Annotated in this window: 24 protein-coding genes; 11 read left to right on the top strand and 13 right to left on the bottom strand. The window is 64.6% G+C overall.

Annotation, left to right across the window (positions count from 1 at the left end; genetic code table 11):
* Window positions 1-48: 48 nt before the first annotated feature.
* Window positions 49-621 carry a hypothetical protein gene (locus tag BP26_RS28145; RefSeq protein WP_157572793.1) on the bottom strand — a complete coding sequence of 191 codons (573 nt, stop codon included), beginning with the start codon at window positions 619-621 and terminating at the stop codon, window positions 49-51.
* On the bottom strand, window positions 614-1,240 hold the full coding sequence (locus BP26_RS0126135) for an HD domain-containing protein (RefSeq protein ID WP_051749563.1): 627 nt from the start codon (window positions 1,238-1,240) through the stop codon (window positions 614-616). The genes BP26_RS28145 and BP26_RS0126135 overlap by 8 nt, the downstream gene beginning before the upstream one ends.
* Window positions 1,241-1,330: 90 nt before the next feature.
* On the opposite strand from BP26_RS0126135, the gene BP26_RS27190 reads away from it, so the two are divergent.
* The 6 genes from BP26_RS27190 to BP26_RS30975 all read left to right on the top strand — a co-directional run bounded on the left by BP26_RS27190 (window position 1,331) and on the right by BP26_RS30975 (window position 4,144).
* Window positions 1,331-1,915, top strand: a complete 585-nt coding sequence (locus BP26_RS27190) for a TetR/AcrR family transcriptional regulator (protein WP_051749562.1) — start codon at window positions 1,331-1,333, stop codon at window positions 1,913-1,915.
* Window positions 1,860-2,273, top strand: a complete 414-nt coding sequence (locus BP26_RS0126125) for a hypothetical protein (protein WP_157572792.1) — start codon at window positions 1,860-1,862, stop codon at window positions 2,271-2,273. Before BP26_RS27190 ends, BP26_RS0126125 begins: the two co-directional genes overlap by 56 nt.
* Before the next feature lie 16 nt (window positions 2,274-2,289).
* A complete protein-coding gene (locus BP26_RS0126120) occupies window positions 2,290-2,667 on the top strand; it encodes a hypothetical protein (RefSeq protein ID WP_029923489.1) in 378 nt (125 codons plus the stop codon).
* Window positions 2,668-2,746: 79 nt separating this feature from the next.
* Window positions 2,747-3,232 carry a hypothetical protein gene (locus tag BP26_RS0126115; RefSeq protein WP_029923488.1) on the top strand — a complete coding sequence of 162 codons (486 nt, stop codon included), beginning with the start codon at window positions 2,747-2,749 and terminating at the stop codon, window positions 3,230-3,232.
* Complete coding sequence (locus BP26_RS0126110) at window positions 3,229-3,780, top strand: hypothetical protein (RefSeq protein WP_157572791.1); 552 nt, start codon at window positions 3,229-3,231, stop codon at window positions 3,778-3,780. Before BP26_RS0126115 ends, BP26_RS0126110 begins: the two co-directional genes overlap by 4 nt.
* A 232-nt stretch (window positions 3,781-4,012) precedes the next feature.
* Window positions 4,013-4,144 carry a hypothetical protein gene (locus tag BP26_RS30975; RefSeq protein WP_281172792.1) on the top strand — a complete coding sequence of 44 codons (132 nt, stop codon included), beginning with the start codon at window positions 4,013-4,015 and terminating at the stop codon, window positions 4,142-4,144.
* Window positions 4,145-4,159: 15 nt separating this feature from the next.
* Here the strand turns inward: BP26_RS30975 and BP26_RS0126100 are convergent, their stop codons facing one another.
* From BP26_RS0126100 to BP26_RS0126075, 6 genes are all read right to left on the bottom strand, one after another.
* Window positions 4,160-4,624 (bottom strand): cupin domain-containing protein, encoded by a 465-nt coding sequence (locus BP26_RS0126100; protein ID WP_029923486.1) that lies wholly within the window; start codon window positions 4,622-4,624, stop codon window positions 4,160-4,162.
* Between the two features lie 28 nt (window positions 4,625-4,652).
* Window positions 4,653-5,309 (bottom strand): HAD family hydrolase, encoded by a 657-nt coding sequence (locus BP26_RS0126095; protein ID WP_051749573.1) that lies wholly within the window; start codon window positions 5,307-5,309, stop codon window positions 4,653-4,655.
* Window positions 5,310-5,323: 14 nt separating this feature from the next.
* Window positions 5,324-6,706 carry a hypothetical protein gene (locus tag BP26_RS0126090; RefSeq protein ID WP_029923484.1) on the bottom strand — a complete coding sequence of 461 codons (1,383 nt, stop codon included), beginning with the start codon at window positions 6,704-6,706 and terminating at the stop codon, window positions 5,324-5,326.
* 353 nt (window positions 6,707-7,059) lie between these two features.
* Window positions 7,060-7,851: an ethanolamine ammonia-lyase subunit EutC gene (eutC, locus tag BP26_RS0126085; protein WP_029923483.1), complete on the bottom strand. Its 792-nt coding sequence runs from the start codon at window positions 7,849-7,851 to the stop codon at window positions 7,060-7,062.
* A complete protein-coding gene (locus BP26_RS0126080; protein WP_029923482.1) occupies window positions 7,848-9,242 on the bottom strand; it encodes an ethanolamine ammonia-lyase subunit EutB in 1,395 nt (464 codons plus the stop codon). The genes eutC and BP26_RS0126080 overlap by 4 nt, the downstream gene beginning before the upstream one ends.
* A 61-nt stretch (window positions 9,243-9,303) precedes the next feature.
* Window positions 9,304-9,624 (bottom strand): hypothetical protein, encoded by a 321-nt coding sequence (locus tag BP26_RS0126075; RefSeq protein ID WP_029923481.1) that lies wholly within the window; start codon window positions 9,622-9,624, stop codon window positions 9,304-9,306.
* Here BP26_RS0126075 and BP26_RS0126070 point away from each other — a divergent pair.
* A complete protein-coding gene (locus tag BP26_RS0126070) occupies window positions 9,623-10,249 on the top strand; it encodes an HIT family protein (RefSeq protein WP_157572790.1) in 627 nt (208 codons plus the stop codon). The genes BP26_RS0126075 and BP26_RS0126070 overlap by 2 nt on opposite strands.
* Here the strand turns inward: BP26_RS0126070 and BP26_RS0126065 are convergent, their stop codons facing one another.
* From BP26_RS0126065 to BP26_RS0126055, 3 genes are all read right to left on the bottom strand, one after another.
* Entirely contained in the window at window positions 10,250-10,702 is a 453-nt protein-coding gene (locus BP26_RS0126065; RefSeq protein ID WP_029923479.1) for a hypothetical protein, read from the bottom strand.
* Between the two features lie 94 nt (window positions 10,703-10,796).
* Window positions 10,797-11,813, bottom strand: a complete 1,017-nt coding sequence (tehA, locus tag BP26_RS0126060) for a dicarboxylate transporter/tellurite-resistance protein TehA (RefSeq protein WP_051749561.1) — start codon at window positions 11,811-11,813, stop codon at window positions 10,797-10,799.
* A gap of 123 nt (window positions 11,814-11,936) precedes the next feature.
* Window positions 11,937-13,202: an MFS transporter gene (locus tag BP26_RS0126055; protein ID WP_029923477.1), complete on the bottom strand. Its 1,266-nt coding sequence runs from the start codon at window positions 13,200-13,202 to the stop codon at window positions 11,937-11,939.
* A 161-nt stretch (window positions 13,203-13,363) separates the two neighbouring features.
* Between BP26_RS0126055 and BP26_RS0126050 the strand changes: the two genes are divergently transcribed.
* The 3 genes from BP26_RS0126050 to BP26_RS0126040 all read left to right on the top strand — a co-directional run bounded on the left by BP26_RS0126050 (window position 13,364) and on the right by BP26_RS0126040 (window position 15,346).
* A complete protein-coding gene (locus BP26_RS0126050) occupies window positions 13,364-14,173 on the top strand; it encodes an AraC family transcriptional regulator (protein ID WP_029923476.1) in 810 nt (269 codons plus the stop codon).
* A gap of 114 nt (window positions 14,174-14,287) precedes the next feature.
* On the top strand, window positions 14,288-14,758 hold the full coding sequence (locus BP26_RS0126045; RefSeq protein ID WP_029923475.1) for a nuclear transport factor 2 family protein: 471 nt from the start codon (window positions 14,288-14,290) through the stop codon (window positions 14,756-14,758).
* A 15-nt stretch (window positions 14,759-14,773) separates the two neighbouring features.
* The gene (locus BP26_RS0126040) at window positions 14,774-15,346 is read left to right on the top strand and encodes a TetR/AcrR family transcriptional regulator (RefSeq protein ID WP_029923474.1); all 573 of its coding nucleotides are present in this window, start codon (window positions 14,774-14,776) and stop codon (window positions 15,344-15,346) included.
* On the opposite strand, the gene BP26_RS0126035 is transcribed toward BP26_RS0126040, so the two are convergent.
* Both BP26_RS0126035 and BP26_RS0126030 read right to left on the bottom strand, forming a co-directional pair.
* Complete coding sequence (locus BP26_RS0126035) at window positions 15,336-15,731, bottom strand: VOC family protein (RefSeq protein ID WP_051749559.1); 396 nt, start codon at window positions 15,729-15,731, stop codon at window positions 15,336-15,338. The genes BP26_RS0126040 and BP26_RS0126035 overlap by 11 nt on opposite strands.
* A gap of 80 nt (window positions 15,732-15,811) precedes the next feature.
* A complete protein-coding gene (locus BP26_RS0126030) occupies window positions 15,812-16,291 on the bottom strand; it encodes a MarR family winged helix-turn-helix transcriptional regulator (protein WP_036518142.1) in 480 nt (159 codons plus the stop codon).
* 78 nt (window positions 16,292-16,369) lie between these two features.
* Here BP26_RS0126030 and BP26_RS0126025 point away from each other — a divergent pair, with 78 nt between their 5' ends.
* Window positions 16,370-16,921: a PaaI family thioesterase gene (locus tag BP26_RS0126025; RefSeq protein ID WP_029923471.1), complete on the top strand. Its 552-nt coding sequence runs from the start codon at window positions 16,370-16,372 to the stop codon at window positions 16,919-16,921.
* The last annotated feature ends 97 nt before the right edge of the window (window positions 16,922-17,018 follow it).

Genomic DNA, 17,018 nt, shown 5'->3' with positions numbered 1-17,018 from the left:
GGCTTACGGCCCATACCTGCCGGTCGCGAATGTCCGCTATCGGCGTCTTCAAATTCGGTCCCGGGGCGATCTATCAGCAGAGATCCGCTGATTCTCACCGCGCTTCCAAAGCCGGAAGGCATTGTTTGAAGTGCAACCCATGGCGCGAACAACGGCTTCGTTGTCGAACCCCGCAAGCTGCTGCAGTCGCGGGATCAACAACTGAAGTCCTTCCGCGCCATTTGCGATAGCGCAGCCCCGCGTTTTGCCAACCAGCAACCAATAGGCGTCCTCACACCAAGGCCCCGCATCCGTGGTGACGATAGCGATCTCCGACAAGTCATCCCACCGCACCGCTTCTTCTAGGCGACCGCGATGGCTTCTAATCCATTCGCCATCGAATTCCACTCGGTCGCTGCTCACTGATCTGCCGGATGCCTTCACGCTCACAGGGATGATCTTGCGCGCATGAGCATTGGCCGTGGCGAAAGGACCGAGACACACGGCTATCGCAAGAAAGCCGAGCGGGACCACAAATTGCTGGTGATCTGGATGACGTCCGGCGATGACGATCATCACCAATGCAATCAACACGGCAACGGCCAGGGCTGGGGCACGACGACTCAGGGTGTTCTTAATCACTGGAGGTTGTCCTCAGCAGATCGGCCTCTGCTTCAAGGTTCTTGCGCGCGGGTACTTCGAAGTGCTGCCGGAAGAACGTCGTCTCATAGATGTTGGGGCGCTTCAGCATCGCTTCGATGAATGCCAGGCGCCCTGCCCGGAAGACCGCTGCGGGCACATCATGGAACTCTTTTCGAATGGCGGCGGCGTATGCTCGATAGGCTTCTGCGGAGGTTCCTAGAATGGAGAGGTCCGCATCCAGCAGAGCAGCGACATCGTTGTCTTGCGATCGGTGCGACGCCGTGGCCAGGACTGCGTCGCACACCGCTTTGATCGAAGCTGGAGAGCACCCCAAGGCGCGCAGCCGTCGGCGGGCCATGTCTGCGCTCCGCGCCTCGTTGTCTGTGGCACCGGGCCGATAGATGGCATCGTGAAACCACGCCGCCATTATCAGGCGGTCGTTCGCTTCCGCCTGGGTCAGCAAATCGATAACAGAAGCCAGATGTTCGACATTGTGGTAGACCCGATGCGGCTCGGAGTAGCAGTTCAGCAGGTCCAGGCCGAGGTCATGCCCGCCTATCATCTCTGCGCGGGCACACAGGGCGTCCCATGACTGAAGCAGCGCATTCGATTTCATCATGTTAGTTGGGTGTGTGACCAATATATGCAGTTTACACAACGGCATCTGCAGGTGCAATATTTATTGGGTCACTAACCAACTATTGAGTCAATGGGACGCAAGCCGAACACCGAGACGCGCCGCCAACAGATCATCGACGCCCTCCTGCTGGAGATGGCTGAGTTGGGCTATGAGCGTGCCAGCACCAAATCCATTGCCGCGCGGGCCGGGTTAGCCCCCGGACTGGTGCACTATCACTTCCACAACAAGCAGGAAATCCTGCTCGAACTCGTAGATCAGCTCATTCAGCAGGCGGAACGTCGTTTTTCCGAGGCGATTCAAGAAGGTAGTACGGCGATGGAGCGCCTGAACGCCTTTGTGGCCTCTCGCGTCGGGCTCGGACCGAAGTCGGACAATACGCAAGTAAAGGCCTGGGTGAGCATCATTGCTGATGCGATGGCTCAGCCTGAAATACGGAGCCGTGTTGCCAAATGGCTGGCCAGTGACTTCGGCCGGTTGTCAGCCCTGTTTGAGGAGGCCGGTTCGGGGGAGCCGGCAGAACGGGCGTCGGCGCTGCTGGCGATGATCCTCGGCAGCTTTTCGCTACATGCCATCCAGGTCAGGGGCATCCCTAAAGGTTATGCTGAGCGACAAATCCTTCAGTGGCTGGCATCAACAACCGCCGCGCGAGATTAGCGCCGGTTCGGGCTGGCGCACCGAACGCGTGCTGTCGGCCCATACCGGCCGGCCGGGGATGACGGCTTTCAGGTACGCTAATGCAATGGGCATCAGGCTAAAGGGCTGGCCGGACCTGTACAAACAGGTACCCGCGGTCGTTTTCGCCTGCTTGAAGTCAGGGGAACTGCGAATCCTAGTGGCGGCAGGCCAAGGCTTGGCTCAGGGTGGTGCTCCACACGATGTTCCGGTCGAACTGTTTCCTCTGGATTTGCGGATGCCGAACACCCCCATCTGGGTTCAAATCGATCACGAAATGAAGGTGATACGGATCTGGAAGCGAGATGAGAAGCCGGAACCAGTGGAACAGTTCGGCTAACGGCATCGAGAGCCAAGTGAGCGACCGTGACAGCTACCTTCAATGGCAACTCGCCAACCTTTCGGCGTCCCTGGCAAAGGGGCACGAAGACGAGGCGAATCTGCGCCAACTCCTGATCTGTACTACGTCCAAGACAACTGCTGAAGCAGCCGAAGCTTATTTTCTCGCTCACCATGCCGACGGCGACCTTCTGCAGTCCTTGATTAACATTGCGCTAGAAGGAGATGATGCCGGGGATGCTCCGTGGGCCGCTGCCAATGTCCTCTCAGAATTCCCCGCCTCTATGCTTCAAAGACATGAAGCGGCTTTGACCAAGCTCGCGGCGCATCCATGGATGTATCTTCATGTCCCAGCAAGGAAGGCGCTCGAAAAGGTAAGGGCACATGACGCTTAGCTCAGTAATCGCACGGCCCTGGCTGCTGTCGGCCCTGTCCGGCCCGTCGCCAATGACTGCTTTGGGTTAGGCTAACGCCATGCAATTCAACCCGACGTCTGCAGCCCCAGCCTACGCCGAGAAAAGCACGGATGAACTTATTCAAATTGCGTTTCTTGAACAAGATTACCTGTCAGAAGCCAAACGGCTCGCCGAGGAAGAGCTTACAAATCGCGGATTGAAAATCACGCCAGATGACATTGAGCGAACCCGGCTACGCATGGAAGAAGTAAAGCGGCAAGCCTTGGAATATTCGATACGCCATCTCGAAAGCGATGAAGACATGCCGAGTTGGCGCAGAAGAGTGAGATCGAGATTGGCGCCATACCGACAAGTGATTGCACTTATTGCGTTTGCTCTGATTGTGGTGGCGATGCTCAATAGTTTCTTGGGATGGGGACTCATGAACCTAAGCGGCCGAAAGTCCGAAGGCATTGCCATCCTTGTTGGATTGCTTTGCATGGTATTCATCGGCTCATCCAAGGAAGACGCCCTTGAACAAGCAAAAGCAAAGAGCTCCCGTTGATCGGTACTGAATTCGGTGCAGGCCGCGGTCGGCCCGAAACAGGCAGTCGTGACTGGCAGCTCTTGGGTCAGGCTAGGCCTTGGGTAGTTCCACATCAACAGTGGCAATTGGACTTCGACATGCAAGACGTTGCTTCAAGACCATCGAATGCGGCCATCGCGCCAAGTCGCGTCCGTGTCGCGTCGATTCTGCTTTGGACCTCCTGGGCCATTAGTGGCTGTGCATTAGTAGCGAATTCGTTCCTTTTCCAGGGCCGGGGGGCTGGAATCGGTACTGGCATAGGAGTTGCCGCGCTTTGCCTTCAGGCAGTCGTCATTCACTTTATCGGGAAGGGAAAGAACATTGCTCGGATCTTCTTCATTGTTTTTTTAGTCCTAGCTGTACCCGGCTTGTTCATTGTTGGTCGTCTTATCGTGGCGAAATCAATAACATCGGCGCTCGCAACGTTGTTGGGATTCACGCTGAAGATCATCGCGGTGTTTCTATTGTTCACCGGCGCATCGCGGAAGTACTTCTCAGGACGAGCTATCACTGAGGATGGCCGTTAACCTGCGACGTTGATCCATCGCCGCGTGCGCACTGGCTGCTCAGCCCGCATGCCGCTTGTCTGGCAGCTTTCCGGCAGCGAGTCTCAGATGCCGGATGACCGCTATTGGCACTAACCTGCCGGTCGCCCGTCCACTTCCGGTTTGTGGCGGTTGCCGACACAGCCATGTCCTTGCGGCTAAAAAGCGGTCGTGGCCGACGGCCATTTTCAGGAAGCATCTCGGCTGCCCCGGCATGACCTCGATCGAGCGCTTCCTCCGCCCCGTCTGTTACCAGGGCTTCCCCGATACGCTGTTGTCCGAAACGTTGCGCGAGGCCAACCCGTGGCGAGTGCCCCGCATCGTGGGCGGCCAACTGGCGCTGTGACTGCCGCCAACGACGCTACTTCCCCAACTCCCCCGGCGCATGCGTTTCCCACGGCCCCATGCCATGCGCCTGGATCACCACCGCGTCCTTGGTGTATCCGAAGTGCAGCGTCTTCGGTTGGATCACCGCAGCCGAACCCGGCGGCAGCGCCACTGCCGCTGCCGGGTCGCTGCCATCGCCGGTCCCGAGATGGAGCGTGCCGGAGATCACCGTCACATGTTCGATGCCCGGATGCCAGTGCGCCGCCAGCTTGTAGTTCGCGGGGAAGCTGATGCGCGCGGTGAAGGGCGCAGCCTTCTTCATGTCGCCTTCGATCATCGCCAGTTTCACGCCGGGCCGGCCGGGGAAATCGATCCACTTGAGTTGATCCGGCGTCAGCGCCACGAAAGCGGGCGGCTGATCCGCCGGCTGCGCACTGGCCGTGAGAGAACCCATAGTCATCATGCCGCAGACGATGACGGAACCGAGTATCGCTTTCATGGAGCCCTCCGGTGGCTGATGCCGCAGTCTATTCCCTATCCGCTGATGCTATTCCCAGCGCCGGCAACAATTCCTCCAGCTGCCGCAGGATGCGCACACCCTCCGGAATCTGCGGATCGACCGCCTCCGGCTGGTAGGCATATACCGTCATCCCCGCGGCGATGCCGGCCTGCACACCCACCAGGCTGTCCTCCACCACCACGCAGGCCGCGGGCTCCACCCCCATCGCTTCCGCCGCATGCAGGAACAATCCCGGATCCGGCTTCCAGCTCCCCACCTCGTAACCGCTGAAGATGTGCTCCCTGAAGTAAGGCAGCAGCCCGGTCAGCGACAGGCTCAACTCGATCTTCTCGCGCGGCCCGCTGGAGGCCACGCAGATCGGCAGGTGACGCAATGCCCGCACCACGTCCACCGCGCCGGGAACCGGCTGCAGCCTCTCCTTGAATACTTCCTGGGTGCGCGTCCGCACCTGGGCGACGAAGTCGTCCGGCAATTCGCGCCCGAGCCAGATGCGGATCTGCGCCACGCACTGGTCCAGCTTCCAGCCGCGGAAGTAGGCGTTGGTCTCCCGCAGCGGCAGGTTCAGTCCCAGCCCGGCCGCCATCTCCAGCAGCACGCTGGTGCCCAGTTCCTCGCTGTCGACCAGGGTGCCGTCGCAATCGAAGAGGATCAGTCCGGGGTTCATGCCGCGCCGCGCCATCAGGCGCGCGCGGCGGCCGGGCTCTTCGCCGCCGCGGTGACCGCCGGCGGCTTGTAGCGCAGGAAGGGCAGCAACTTGCCCAGCCAGGCCAGCGCGCCGTGCTCGTTCATCCACAGGCCATAGGCGACGTAGTCCGGATCGCGCAGGCTCAGGTGGTTTTCCTCGGTGCGCGCGCGCAGGTAATAGATCAGGTTGAGCAGCCCGAGCAGGCAGCAGTTGCGCAGGGCCTCGTGCCAGTGGCCTCCGGCCGGCCAGGTCCAGGGCACCGAGATCAGCCACCAGCTCAGGTTCTTCGACACGTAGGCCGGGTGTTTGGTGAAGCGGTAGGGCCCGTTGGTGATGACGCCGCGGTAGGTCAGGTTGGAGAAGCGCAGACCGAAGGCGACGGTCGACAGGCCATAGACGAACAGCAACAGGATGATGGCCCCGGCCCACATGTTCTTCAGCACGGGGATGGAGGAGAGCCAGTTGTCCCAGTACAGGCTGTCATCGTAGTGCAGGTACATGCTGCCGATGACCGAGTAGAACGGCTGGTAGCAGAGCAGGGCGATGAGCCAGCCGAAGGCCGTGGGCTCGGTGCTGCGGATATGCGAGTCGAACAGGCGCAGCGTGATGGTGTAACCCACCACGCAGAACAGCAGATCCACGGTGTACGACAGGTCGTAGAGGAACTGGTAGCCGCCGCCGTTCGGGTTGGCCATGAAACCCGTCAGGGAATTACCCAGCGCGCGCACTTCGCCGCTGAGGTAGTTCATCATCAGCGGCAGGAAGAAGGCCTTCACCGCCCAGCCCATGAAATGCGACTTCAGCGCCGGCCGGTCGATCTCGTCCAGGCTGCGTCCGCTCAGCAGCAGGACCGGCACCATGCCCAGGTGCCAGTAGCTGTCGTGCGGATCGGCCAGCCGCATGTCGGTCCAGACGAAGTAGGGGATGACCAGCAGGCCCACCGGGAACGCCAGCGCCTGCAGGAAATCCCAGAACGGCTGGTAGAAGCTGCCGTGATACTCCGGAAACAGCCAGTACACCACGGCGATGATGCCGAAGGTCAGCAGCAGGCCCAGCAGGCGCACCGCGACACGCTTGAAATCCGGGCTGCGCAGGTTCTTTCCCGCAAGCCCGGTGGCGGGATTCAGGTAGGTGCGCACCCCCAGCAGCTCGACACCGCCGATGATGAAGAACACCACCAGGCAGCCCGCCAGCCCGACCAGCAAGTGGTTGCTGACCACGCTGCCCATCTGCCAGGGCAGCGGCCCGAGCAGCGCATCGAGGGCGGGACCCCAGTAGATCAGCCCGAGGATGGTACCGAGGCCGCCCGCGAGGGCCAGCAGGTTGAGGCCGAAATTGGCGGCGGAGCGGGGCACTTCCAGTGCCTGGACCGGCACAGGCTTCCGTTTTTTGGGGGCGGGCATGTGGAGCGGTGAGTCCTTGGTGATTTTGGGCGCGCGGCAGGGCCGCGGGCCGGAAGGCCGCTAGTTTTGCACGCGGCCCCACCTTTCTTCAAAAGGCCCGAAAAAAGCCCGATAGGCCGGAATCCGCCACGGTCGGTATGACAGCCTGATGTCCAGGGTCGGCGACGGCTATCCGGAGTCCCCCGGAGGATCCGCCGGCATGCATTTCGGACCCCATCCGGAGCACTCGCTCGCCGCATGCGTGCCAACAAAAAACCTTGGCACGCATGGCACGCATGGTGAAAAACGCCCGATTTCGACCGTCGGATTGATCGGACCGGTACCGCCTAATGCGGGTCGGCGGCGATCGCCCGGGCGGGGTCGAACTGCAACTTCACCCCGGAAAGTCGCGCCTGGAGCATGGCCCGGATCAGTGCCGCCAATTGCAGTGCCGCCTCGCCGTAAGCCAGGCCCTGTGGCCGGATGTTGGAAATGCAGTTGCGCTCGGCGTCGTTGCGGCCGACTTTCGGCGCATAGGTCAGGTAGGCCCCCAGGCTGTCCGGCGAGGACAGGCCCGGCCGCTCCCCGATCAGGCTCACCGCGATGCGCGCGCCCAGCCGCTCTCCCACTTCATCGGCCAGGGCGACCCGCGCATGGGTGGCGATGACGACCGGGGCCAGCGCCAGCCCTTCCGGCAGCAGGGGCCTCAGCGCCCGCAGCAGCGGCGCCGCGTTCTGCTGCACCGCCGTGGAGGAAAGCCCGTCGCTGACCACCAGCACCAGGTCGGCCTTGCCGATGCCGGGCGCGTCCAGGGCGGCCAGCGAGTCGTCATGCAGGCGACGCCCCCAGTCGGGGCGCGCCAGGTAGGCCGCCTGGTCGGGCGCGCCGCTGCGCACCTCGGCGACCTTCCAGCCATCGGCTTCGAGTTCCCGGCGCAGGGCCGGCACGTCGAGCGCGGTGAGCACCGCATCGCGCGCCTGCGCATGCGCCAGCTCGAAGGCCAGCACTGCGCGCGTCGGCAGGCTGGCGCCGCTGCGGCCCAGGGCGATGCGCGCATCGGTATGCCGGCGCAACGCCGCCCAGGAGTCCTCGATCACCGGCGTGATGTCGGCAGGTGTTGCCGGCGGCTGTGCCTTCACGACGCGGCCTCGGCAAACGCGGTCAGCGCGGGCAGGGCCTCGCCGCCGCGGCTGTCGCGCAAACGCCCGGCCTCGTCGACGATGCGCATGCGCTGCAGCCAGCTTTCGAACTCCGGTGCGTGCTTCAGTCCCAGCGCCTCGCGCAGGTACAGTGCGTCGTGGAAGCTGGTGCTCTGGTAGTTGAGCATGATGTCGTCCGCCCCCGGCACGCCCATGATGTAGTTGACCCCGGCGGCGCCAAGCAACAGGAGCAGGTTGTCCATATCGTCCTGATCGGCCTCGGCGTGATTGGTGTAGCACACGTCCACGCCCATCGGCAGGCCCAGCAGCTTGCCGCAGAAATGATCCTCCAGCGCGGCGCGGATGATCTGCTTGCCGTCGTAGAGATATTCCGGCCCGATGAAGCCGACCACCGTGTTGACCAGCAGCGGCGAATAGGCGCGGGCCACGGCATAGGCACGCGCCTCCAGCGTCTGCTGGTCGATGCCGTGATGCGCCCCGGCCGAGAGCCCGCTGCCCTGGCCGGTCTCGAAATACATCACGTTATTGCCGAGGATGCCGCGCTTCAGACTCAGCGCGGCATCCTGCGCCTCCCGCAGCAGCGCGAGGTCGATGCCGAAGCTGCGATTCAGCGCCTCGCTGCCGCCGATCGACTGGAACACCAGGTCCACCGGCGCGCCGCGGCCGATGGCTTCGATCTGCCGCGTCACATGGGTCAGCACGCAAGACTGCGTCGGAATGTCGAAGCGCGCGATCAGCTCGTCCAGCAGCCGCCACAGCGTCAGCAGTTTCGCCGGATCGTCCGTCGCCGGGTTGATGCCGATCACCGCGTCGCCGGCACCGTAGAGCAGGCCGTCGAGGATGCTGGCGGCGATGCCGCGTGGATCGTCGGTCGGATGATTGGGCTGCAAACGCACCGCCAACCGGCCGGGCAGGCCGATGGTGTTGCGGAAACGGGTCACCACATTGCACTTGCGCGCCGCCAGGATCAGGTCCTGGTTGCGCATCAGCTTGCTCACCGCCGCCGCCATCTCCGGCATCAGGCCGGGTGCGAGCCGCGCCAGCATCGCGCCGTCGACCTGATCCGACAGCAGCCAGTCCCTGAAAGCCCCGACGCTGAGTCCGCGCACCGCTGCGAAGGCAGCGGCGTCATGGGCGTCGAGAATCAGCCGCGTGACTTCGTCCGTCTCGTAGGGAATCAGCGGCTGCTCGAGAAAAGTCGTCAGCGGCAATTCGGCCAGCGCCAGCTTCGCCGCCGCGCGCTCCTCGCGGCTGGTTGCCGCGATGCCCGCGAGCTGATCGCCTGACCGCAAGGGGCTGGCCTTGGCCAGCAGCTCCCGCAGGTCGCGGAAGACGTGGTTGCGGATGCCGATGCGGAATGTGTAGCTCATAGCCTTCGACAGGCCCAGGTGTTCCGGGGAGCAGACCACATCCCGCGAATCCGGACAACTCTTACGGGGCTGTGCCGAACTTCATGCGCCCCCGCGGCACGAAGCCGGCGCGGCTGATGCTGCGCAAAGTCAGGTTCTGGCTCTTGAACAGCGCCACCTTGAACACGATCGGCGACAGGCAATCGGATCGGTTGTGATAGATGCGCAGGCCGCCGTCGGTTCTCTGGAAGCGCCGCACCTCATCCGGGCTGAATTCGAAGCGGTTTCTGAAAAACAGGCCGACATCGAATTTCATCTGGGTCGACGACACGATCATCACGGCATGCGAGGATGAGCTGCTGGTCAGTCCCTGCTTGAAGCGTCCGTAAAGTACGGCTTTCATGAAAAGCGCCCGTCGCTGCCGTGGTGTCCTCCCCAAAGCAGCAAGCTTCGTGCCGCCCGAAGCGCGTGCGGATCCCGGGTCCGACCCTGTTCCACGGCATTGTGCCCGACACTGCCGCCGATCCATCATCTGTCATGTTCCGGAAACCGCCCAGCGCATGAGTGTTCTGAAAATTCTCGGATGTTTGTTGCTTTTGGGGATCGGCTTCGTCGGAGGAGCGGTCAGTTTTGTGAATACCCAGGCCAGGCCGCTGCCGGAGATTCACAAATGCGCGCCCACCGACGAATGCCTGACCGATCCCGAAGTGCTGGGGCTGATGACATCGGTCTGGCTGCACCTGGCGCCGGGATTCACCCCCGGCATCATCGCGCGTAGCAAGGAATGCGTCGGTATTCGCAGCCCCAAGCCGGAGGCGAACTTCGATCTCGTATTTTTCCCCACGCACGACATCCGCAACCTGCTGGACCTGGCGCCGGGTGACGAGAAATACATCCAGGGCTGCATAGCCCTGATGCGGCAGGTTGTCGACCAGCGCGGCATGCGCAACTGGAAAATCGTCAGCAATGGTCCCGGCAAGCAGGAGATCGCCTACCTGCATTTCCATCTGCTGCAGGACACTCCCTGATCACTTCCCGGAGGCGCCGAGTATCGCGGCGAGCGATTCGCCGGTCGGCGTGATGAAGTCGTCCAGCTGCCAGCAGGTGCTGTCCGCAGCCTTGCGCAGCTTCAGCTTGACGCTTTTCGCCGGTGCACCGGCCGCGCCGGGATAGCTCATCACCACCACGGCGCTGTGCGTGTCCTGCGATTCGCGCTGGAACTGCAACGGTGAGCCGATGCTGCCGTCCTGCGCGCCCAGCCAGGGGTCGTATTGCAGGTGGCAATGCCCGTGCTTCACCACGCAATCGCGCTCGGTCTGGAGCTTGCCCAGCAACGCGGGGCTGACCACGGCGCTGACCTGGTCCGGTGATTCGTTGAAGAAGGAATAGCTCGAACGATAAAAACCCTGCGCGAAGGTTTCCGGGTAAGGTGTGCAGGACTGCGCCGCTGCATCCGTCATGCCTGCGGTTGTCATCAGCATCGCTATCAGCCATCGGCGCATGGAGAATCTCTCGTTTTTTTCGGGGCCGCTTAGTGTAGCGGTTGCCGGCCCCCTCCATGCTTGCGGGCGGCGCTCAGTGCGCCGACTCCGCCGCCGGTGCCGCCGTGGCAATCGTTGCAGCCGGCAGCAGTTTGCCTTGCAGCAACAGCACCAGTGTCTTCACCGCCAGCGCGCCGATGATCAGGTTGGCGGTGACGAACAGTACCGGCGTCAGCCATTCGATCGGGCCGCCGGAGCCGCGCTCGACCATGCGCATTGCCATCGTTGGCAGTGCGGCCACACCAAAGCTGAAAGCCCAATATGCGGGGTTGAACGGCTGCTGGCGGATCCAGGGCAGCAGGCGCAGCAGCAACAGCGCCTGGTACAGGCCATAGCCCAGCAGGATTTGCGCGAACAGGTCGGGCACGCCGCTGCTCAGGCTCAGGTAGGTCACGCCGCCCACCACCGGCGGCGCCAGCTGGATGCCCAGGCTCGGACGCAGCGCCGGCGGCAGGCTGTCCTGCACCGCGGCGCGATGCAGGATCAGCGATTCGATCGCCAGCCAGGACAGCAGGCCGGCCCCGAAGAACCATGCGCCGACCTGCGTCCAGCCGAATGCCACGGCCGAGGTGCCGGCGACGAAGTTCTGCGCCACCGCCGGCAGGTAGATCGCCGGCGTGACCAGTTCCGGCTTGCGGCCGCCCTGCCAGAAGCGCCCGTGCAGGTACAGCCCCAATGCCAGCTGGACGATCATCGCCACGGCAAACAATACGAGTGCGACCGGCCGCGAATAGGGCAGCAGGGCGGTCGCCGCCAGCAGGGTCGACACCGGCCCCAAAGCGCCGAACGAGGACTGCACCGGGTGCTGCATCTCCGCCTGCGCCTCTGCGCGATGGAACAGCCACTTGTGCGCATAGGCGACGACGGTCGCCAGCCAGGCGGCGGTGCCGACGGCTGTCAGCACGTCGGCGACGATCTGCGGCAGATGCCACAACTCCGTCGCCACGCTCCAGGCCTTGGCCAGGGCCAGCAGGCCTACCGCGATGGCGAAGAAGCCGACCGGCACCGGAGTTCGTTGCGGGTTGCGTACCGGGCTTTGTGCTGTATTCATCGAATGCTCCCATGGCGGCCGCGATTCCGGGCGACCTGTCGATGGGACCAATTTACGGCGCTGCGCTAAGCCGATGAATGGCATTCCATCCCGATTTTCTGCCCGATCGTCTCAATCTCCGCGTCAGGCCGCCTTGGCCTTGCCCTGCTGGTAGCCGCTTTCGACGTCCGGCAGCAGCCCGGCCAGCAGGCCGATCAGCGGCAGGAAGGCGCAGACCTGGTAGACGAAGCCGATGCTGGTGCGGTCGGCCAGCACGCCCAGCACCGCCGCGCCGATGCCGCCCATGCCGAAGGCGAAGCCGAAGAACAGCCCCGCCACGGTGCCGGTCTTGCCGGGCATCAGTTCCTGCGCATACACCACGATGGCGGGGAAGGCGGACGCCAGGATCACGCCGATCGGCACGGTCAGCAGCCCGGTCCACAGCAGGCTGGCGTGGGGCAGTGCCAGGCTGAATGGCAACACGCCCAGGATCGAGGCCCAGATGATGCGCTTGCGGCCGAAACGGTCGCCCAGCGGGCCGCCGATGATGGTGCCCACCGCCACCGCGCCGGTGAACACGAACAGATACAGCTGCGCGCTGCGCACCGATACCTGGAAATGGTCGATCAGATAGAAGGTGTAGTAGCTGGTGATGCTGGCCAGATAGAAGAACTTGGAGAAGATCAGCGCCAGCAGCACGGCGATGGCTTTGCGCACCCGGGCCGGCGGCAATTCCACGTGGGCGGCGGCCGCGCCTTTCGGCTTCAGCCGCGCCAGGCCGTGATGGCGGTACCAGCGGCCCAGGTTGGCGGTGATGATCATTCCCAGCATGGCGGCGAGGCAGAACCAGGCCACGCTGCCCTGGCCGCGCGGCAGGATGATCAGGGCCGCCAGCAGCGGGCCGATGGCGGAGCCGAGATTGCCGCCCACCTGGAACAGCGACTGGGCCAGGCCGTGCCGCCCGCCCGCGGCCATGCGCGCCACCCGCGACGATTCCGGGTGGAACACCGAGGAGCCGGTGCCGACCAGGGACGCCGCCAGCAGCAGCCAGCCGAAGCCGCCGGCCTTGGCCAGCAGCAGCAGCCCGACCAGGGTGAAGGCCATGCCCGCTACCAGCGAATACGGCCGCGGCTTGCGGTCGGTGTAGGCGCCGATCAGCGGCTGCAGCAGCGAGGCGGTGATCTGGTAGGTGAAGGTCAGCAGGCCGATCTGGCCGAAGCTGAGCGCGTAGGAGTCCTTCAGCATCGGGTACATCGCCGGCATCAGGGCCTGCATCAGGTCGTTGAGCAGGTGGCAGACGCTGATCGCGGCGATGACGCTGAATACCGTGGTGTGCGCTGTCGGGACGGTCGATTCGGCGGATCTGGCGGCCGGGGCTCCGGCGGACAGGGCGGCGGCGGTTTCGCTCACGGGGACTTCTCCTGGTTGTTGCCAGCGTCTCCGCGGGGGGCGGGACGCCGCGGCAGGATACGCGCTAGAATCAGGCCTGCTTGCGTTGGTGGGTCACCTTACATCGAGAGTGGGCCAAATGACCTCCAGACCGGCGCCTGGAACCGGAATGAAAGCGAACTGTGCGTAACACCTGGTATTCCCCCGAATTCGATACGGTGCCGCGCGCCGTGGTGGCGATCGGCAACGAATATCCGGCTGGGTACGTCAGTAATCCGCACAGCCACCGCCGCGCGCAACTGCTTTACGGCGCCACGGGTGTGATGAGCGTCAGCACCCGCCACGGCGCCTGGGTGGTGCCGCCGGAGCGCGCGGTGTGGCTGCCGTCGGGTGAAGTCCACAATGTGCACGTCCTGTCCGGCGCGGTGAGCACGCGCAGCGCCTACGTCTGGCCCGACGCCATCGACGGCCTGCCGCAGAGCTGCCAGGTGCTGGGCATGACGCCGCTGATGCGCAGCCTGCTGCTCGAGGCGGTGGACGTGCCGCTGCACTACGAACTCGACGGACGCGACGGCCTGGTCATGGCCCTGCTGCTGCTGGAGGCGCGGCGGCTGCCGGTGCTGCCGCTGTCCCTGCCGTTCCCGCAGGAGCGGCGCCTCGCGCGGCGCTGCCGGCGCCTGCTGGAACAACCCACGCCGCACGACACCATCGAGCACTGGAGCAAGGCGCTGCAGATGAGCCGCCGCGCCTTCACCCGCCATTTCCGCGCCGAGACCGGCATGAGCTTCGGCGCCTGGCGCCAGCAGGCTTGCCTGTTCGCGGCCCTGCCGCGGCTGGCGGCCGGGGTGGCGGTGACCACGGTGGCGCTGGATCTCGGCTACGACAGCCCGGCGGCCTTTACCAGCATGTTCCGGCGCGCACTGGGCGCGCCGCCGAGCCGCTACTTCCGCGCGGCGGCCTCGATCGAAGGGGTGCATGCGGAAAATGAGTGATCCACGCCGGTCAAATTCCCTGTCGCATGCCGGGTCCCTGTCCGGGTGCTGGACATATTGTACCGATAGGTACAATATGTACCTATCGGTACAAACCAGCCAGGAGCATCGATCGTGAGCGCACGTCCCCCGCTTCCCCCCTTCACCCGTGAAACCGCCGCGCAGAAGGCCCGCATGGCCGAGGATGCGTGGAATACCCGCGATCCCCAGCGCGTGTCGCTGGCGTATACCGAGGACAGCCATTGGCGCAATCGCGCCGAATTCCTCGTCGGCCGGCCGGCCATCGTCGAATTCCTCACCCGCAAGTGGGCGCGCGAACTGGAATACCGCCTGATCAAGGAAGTCTGGGCCTACAGCGACAACCACATCGCCGTGCGTTTCCAGTACGAGTACCGCGACGACTCCGGCAACTGGTTCCGCGCCTACGGCAACGAGCAGTGGGAGTTCGACGCGAACGGCCTGATGCAGCGCCGCGAGGCCAGCATCAACGACGTGTCGATCAAGGAAAGCGAGCGCAAGTTCACCTGGCCGACGCTCGGGCCGCGCCCGGCGGACTTCCCCGGCCTGACCGAACTGGGTATGTAGGAAAAAGGGACGCCGATGCCGCGCACGATCGGTGAACGCAAGGATGCGATCCCCGCGCTGGCGGAAGTCTTCCGCACGCACGGCTTCGAGGGTGCATCGCTGTCGCTGATCGGCGCGGCCACCGGCCTGGGCAAAGGCAGCCTCTACAACTTCTTCCCTGGCGGCAAGGAAGAGATGGCGCAGGCGGTGCTGGACCATATCGACGCCTGGTTTCGCGACGAGGTGTTCACGCCGCTGCGCCGGGCGGCGGAGCCCCAGGCCGGCATCCGCGAGATGTTCCGCGTGGTGGACCAGTATTTCCATTCGGGGCGCCGCGTCTGCCTGATCGGCGCCTTCGCCCTGGCCGATTCGAGGGATCGCTTCGCGGCCTGCGTGAAGGACTATTTCGCCGAGTGGGTCGATGCCCTTGCCGTCGTCCTGCGTCGCGCGGGCATGGGCGCCGCCGAGGCGCGCGCGCAGTCGGAGGATGTCGTGGCGGTGATCCAGGGCGCCCTGGTGCTGGCGCGCGCGGCCAACGACGAGGCGGCCTTCGGGCGCATCATGCGGCGCCAGGAGCGGCGCCTGCTGCAGGCACTCCCTAGGGGGTAATGGCGGAATCGGGATTGCGTTCGACCAGGTCGAACAGCAGGCCGAAGGGATCGCGCATGTAGTACAGGCCCGGATGGGTGGCGATATGCACCGGCTTGCAGCCGGCGCCTTCCAGGTATTCGCGCGCCGCCTCGCGGTCCGCCACGTCGAACGAAGGCACGAAGCTGGTCAGCGGCCGGCTGTCGAGGTTGACGTAAAGGCGCAGCTTGCCGGTGTCGAATTCGAGCTGGCGCGTGGTCTTGGCCAGCAGCCGGAAGCCGAGGACTTCGCCGTAGAAGTGCTCCGCTTTTTCCAGGTTGGCGACGTGTACCGCGATTTCGTTGTTGGAGCGGAATAACGGCTGCGGTTCCATGTCGGTTTCGGTCTGGTTCGACGACGCGCTCATCTATGCACTCCCCGGGATGCTGGCGGCCTCGCCTCTTAGATAGCTCAAGCGGGCCCGGACTGCAATGCGGCGGACCGGATTCAGCCCCCGGCAGCGGCAGCCGGCGCTTCATCCAGGGCCAGGTGAAAGCGCGCCAGCGTGCCGTCGAGCAGGCCGTGCAATTCGGCGACGGTTTCCTCGCCCAGGGCGGTATTCAGCTGGTCCTGCGCCTGGCGCCAATGCGGCTTGGCCTTGTCCCAGGCGGCGCGGCCGGCGTCGGTGAGCTGCACCGCGCGGCTGCGCGCGTCCTTGCCGCGCACCACTTCCACCCAGCCGGCGTTTTGCAGCGGGCCGAGGTTGCGCGTCAGCGTGGTGCGGTCCATCTCCATGCGCGCGGCGAGTTCGGACAGGGTCAGCGAATCCGCGCGCAACAGCATGCCGAGCAGGCTGTACTGGGTGACCCGCAGGCCGGCGCGGGCGAGGTGGGTGTCGTAGTGCTGTGTCACGCGCCGGGTCAGCCGCCGCAGGCGGAAGCAGGTGCAGCCCCGGATGATGGGCGGCGGTGCGTCGGGTTGGCTCATGGGGCGTCTTGCGGGCCTTGGATTCGCTCAATATAGTGTATATGCACGAATTAAGACGCACACGACAGGAACCCGTTCATGAAAGGCCAGCCGGACCCGGCGACGCAGCAGATCCTCGCCCAGTGGATGGAGCGCGAAGCCGCGGTGCGCGGGCGCGTCAGCGGTACCGACATCATCCCGCCGGAACAGCTGGCGCAGCGGCCCGGCCTCGAATTGATGCAGGCGATCATCGACGGCGCCCTGCCGGTGCCGCCGATCGCCCGCTCGCTCGGCTTCCTGCTGGTCGAAGTGTCGCAGGGCCGGGCGGTATTCCAGGGCACGCCGACCTTCGATTTCTACAATCCCATCGGCAGCGTGCATGGCGGCTGGATCGCTACCCTGCTCGATTCCTGCGTCGGCTGCGCGGTGCATACGGCAATGCCGGCGGGGAAGGGATACACCACGCTGGAACTGAAAGTGAACTACGTGCGTGGCCTGACCAAGGACACCGGGCCGGTCCGCGCCGAGGGCAAGGTGATCCAGGCCGGCAACCGCGTGGCCCTGGCCGAAGGGCGCATCACCGATCCTTCGGGGCGGCTGTATGCGCATTGCACCACCACCTGCCTGGTACTGGATCTGGCCAAGGCGTAGTTTGCTCCGGGACATCGGCGCCGGTGCGCTGCTAGGATGCGGGCATTGGCTGGAGGGGAGTTCGGGTTGCCGGCAAGGGCAGGCGCACCTGTCCGGC

The organism is Nevskia soli DSM 19509, assembly GCF_000711955.1.
In the GTDB taxonomy this organism is placed as follows: Bacteria; Pseudomonadota; Gammaproteobacteria; order Nevskiales; family Nevskiaceae; genus Nevskia; species Nevskia soli.
Note: the sequence above shows the minus strand (reverse complement) of the source record. Positions and strands in the feature narration are given on the sequence as shown.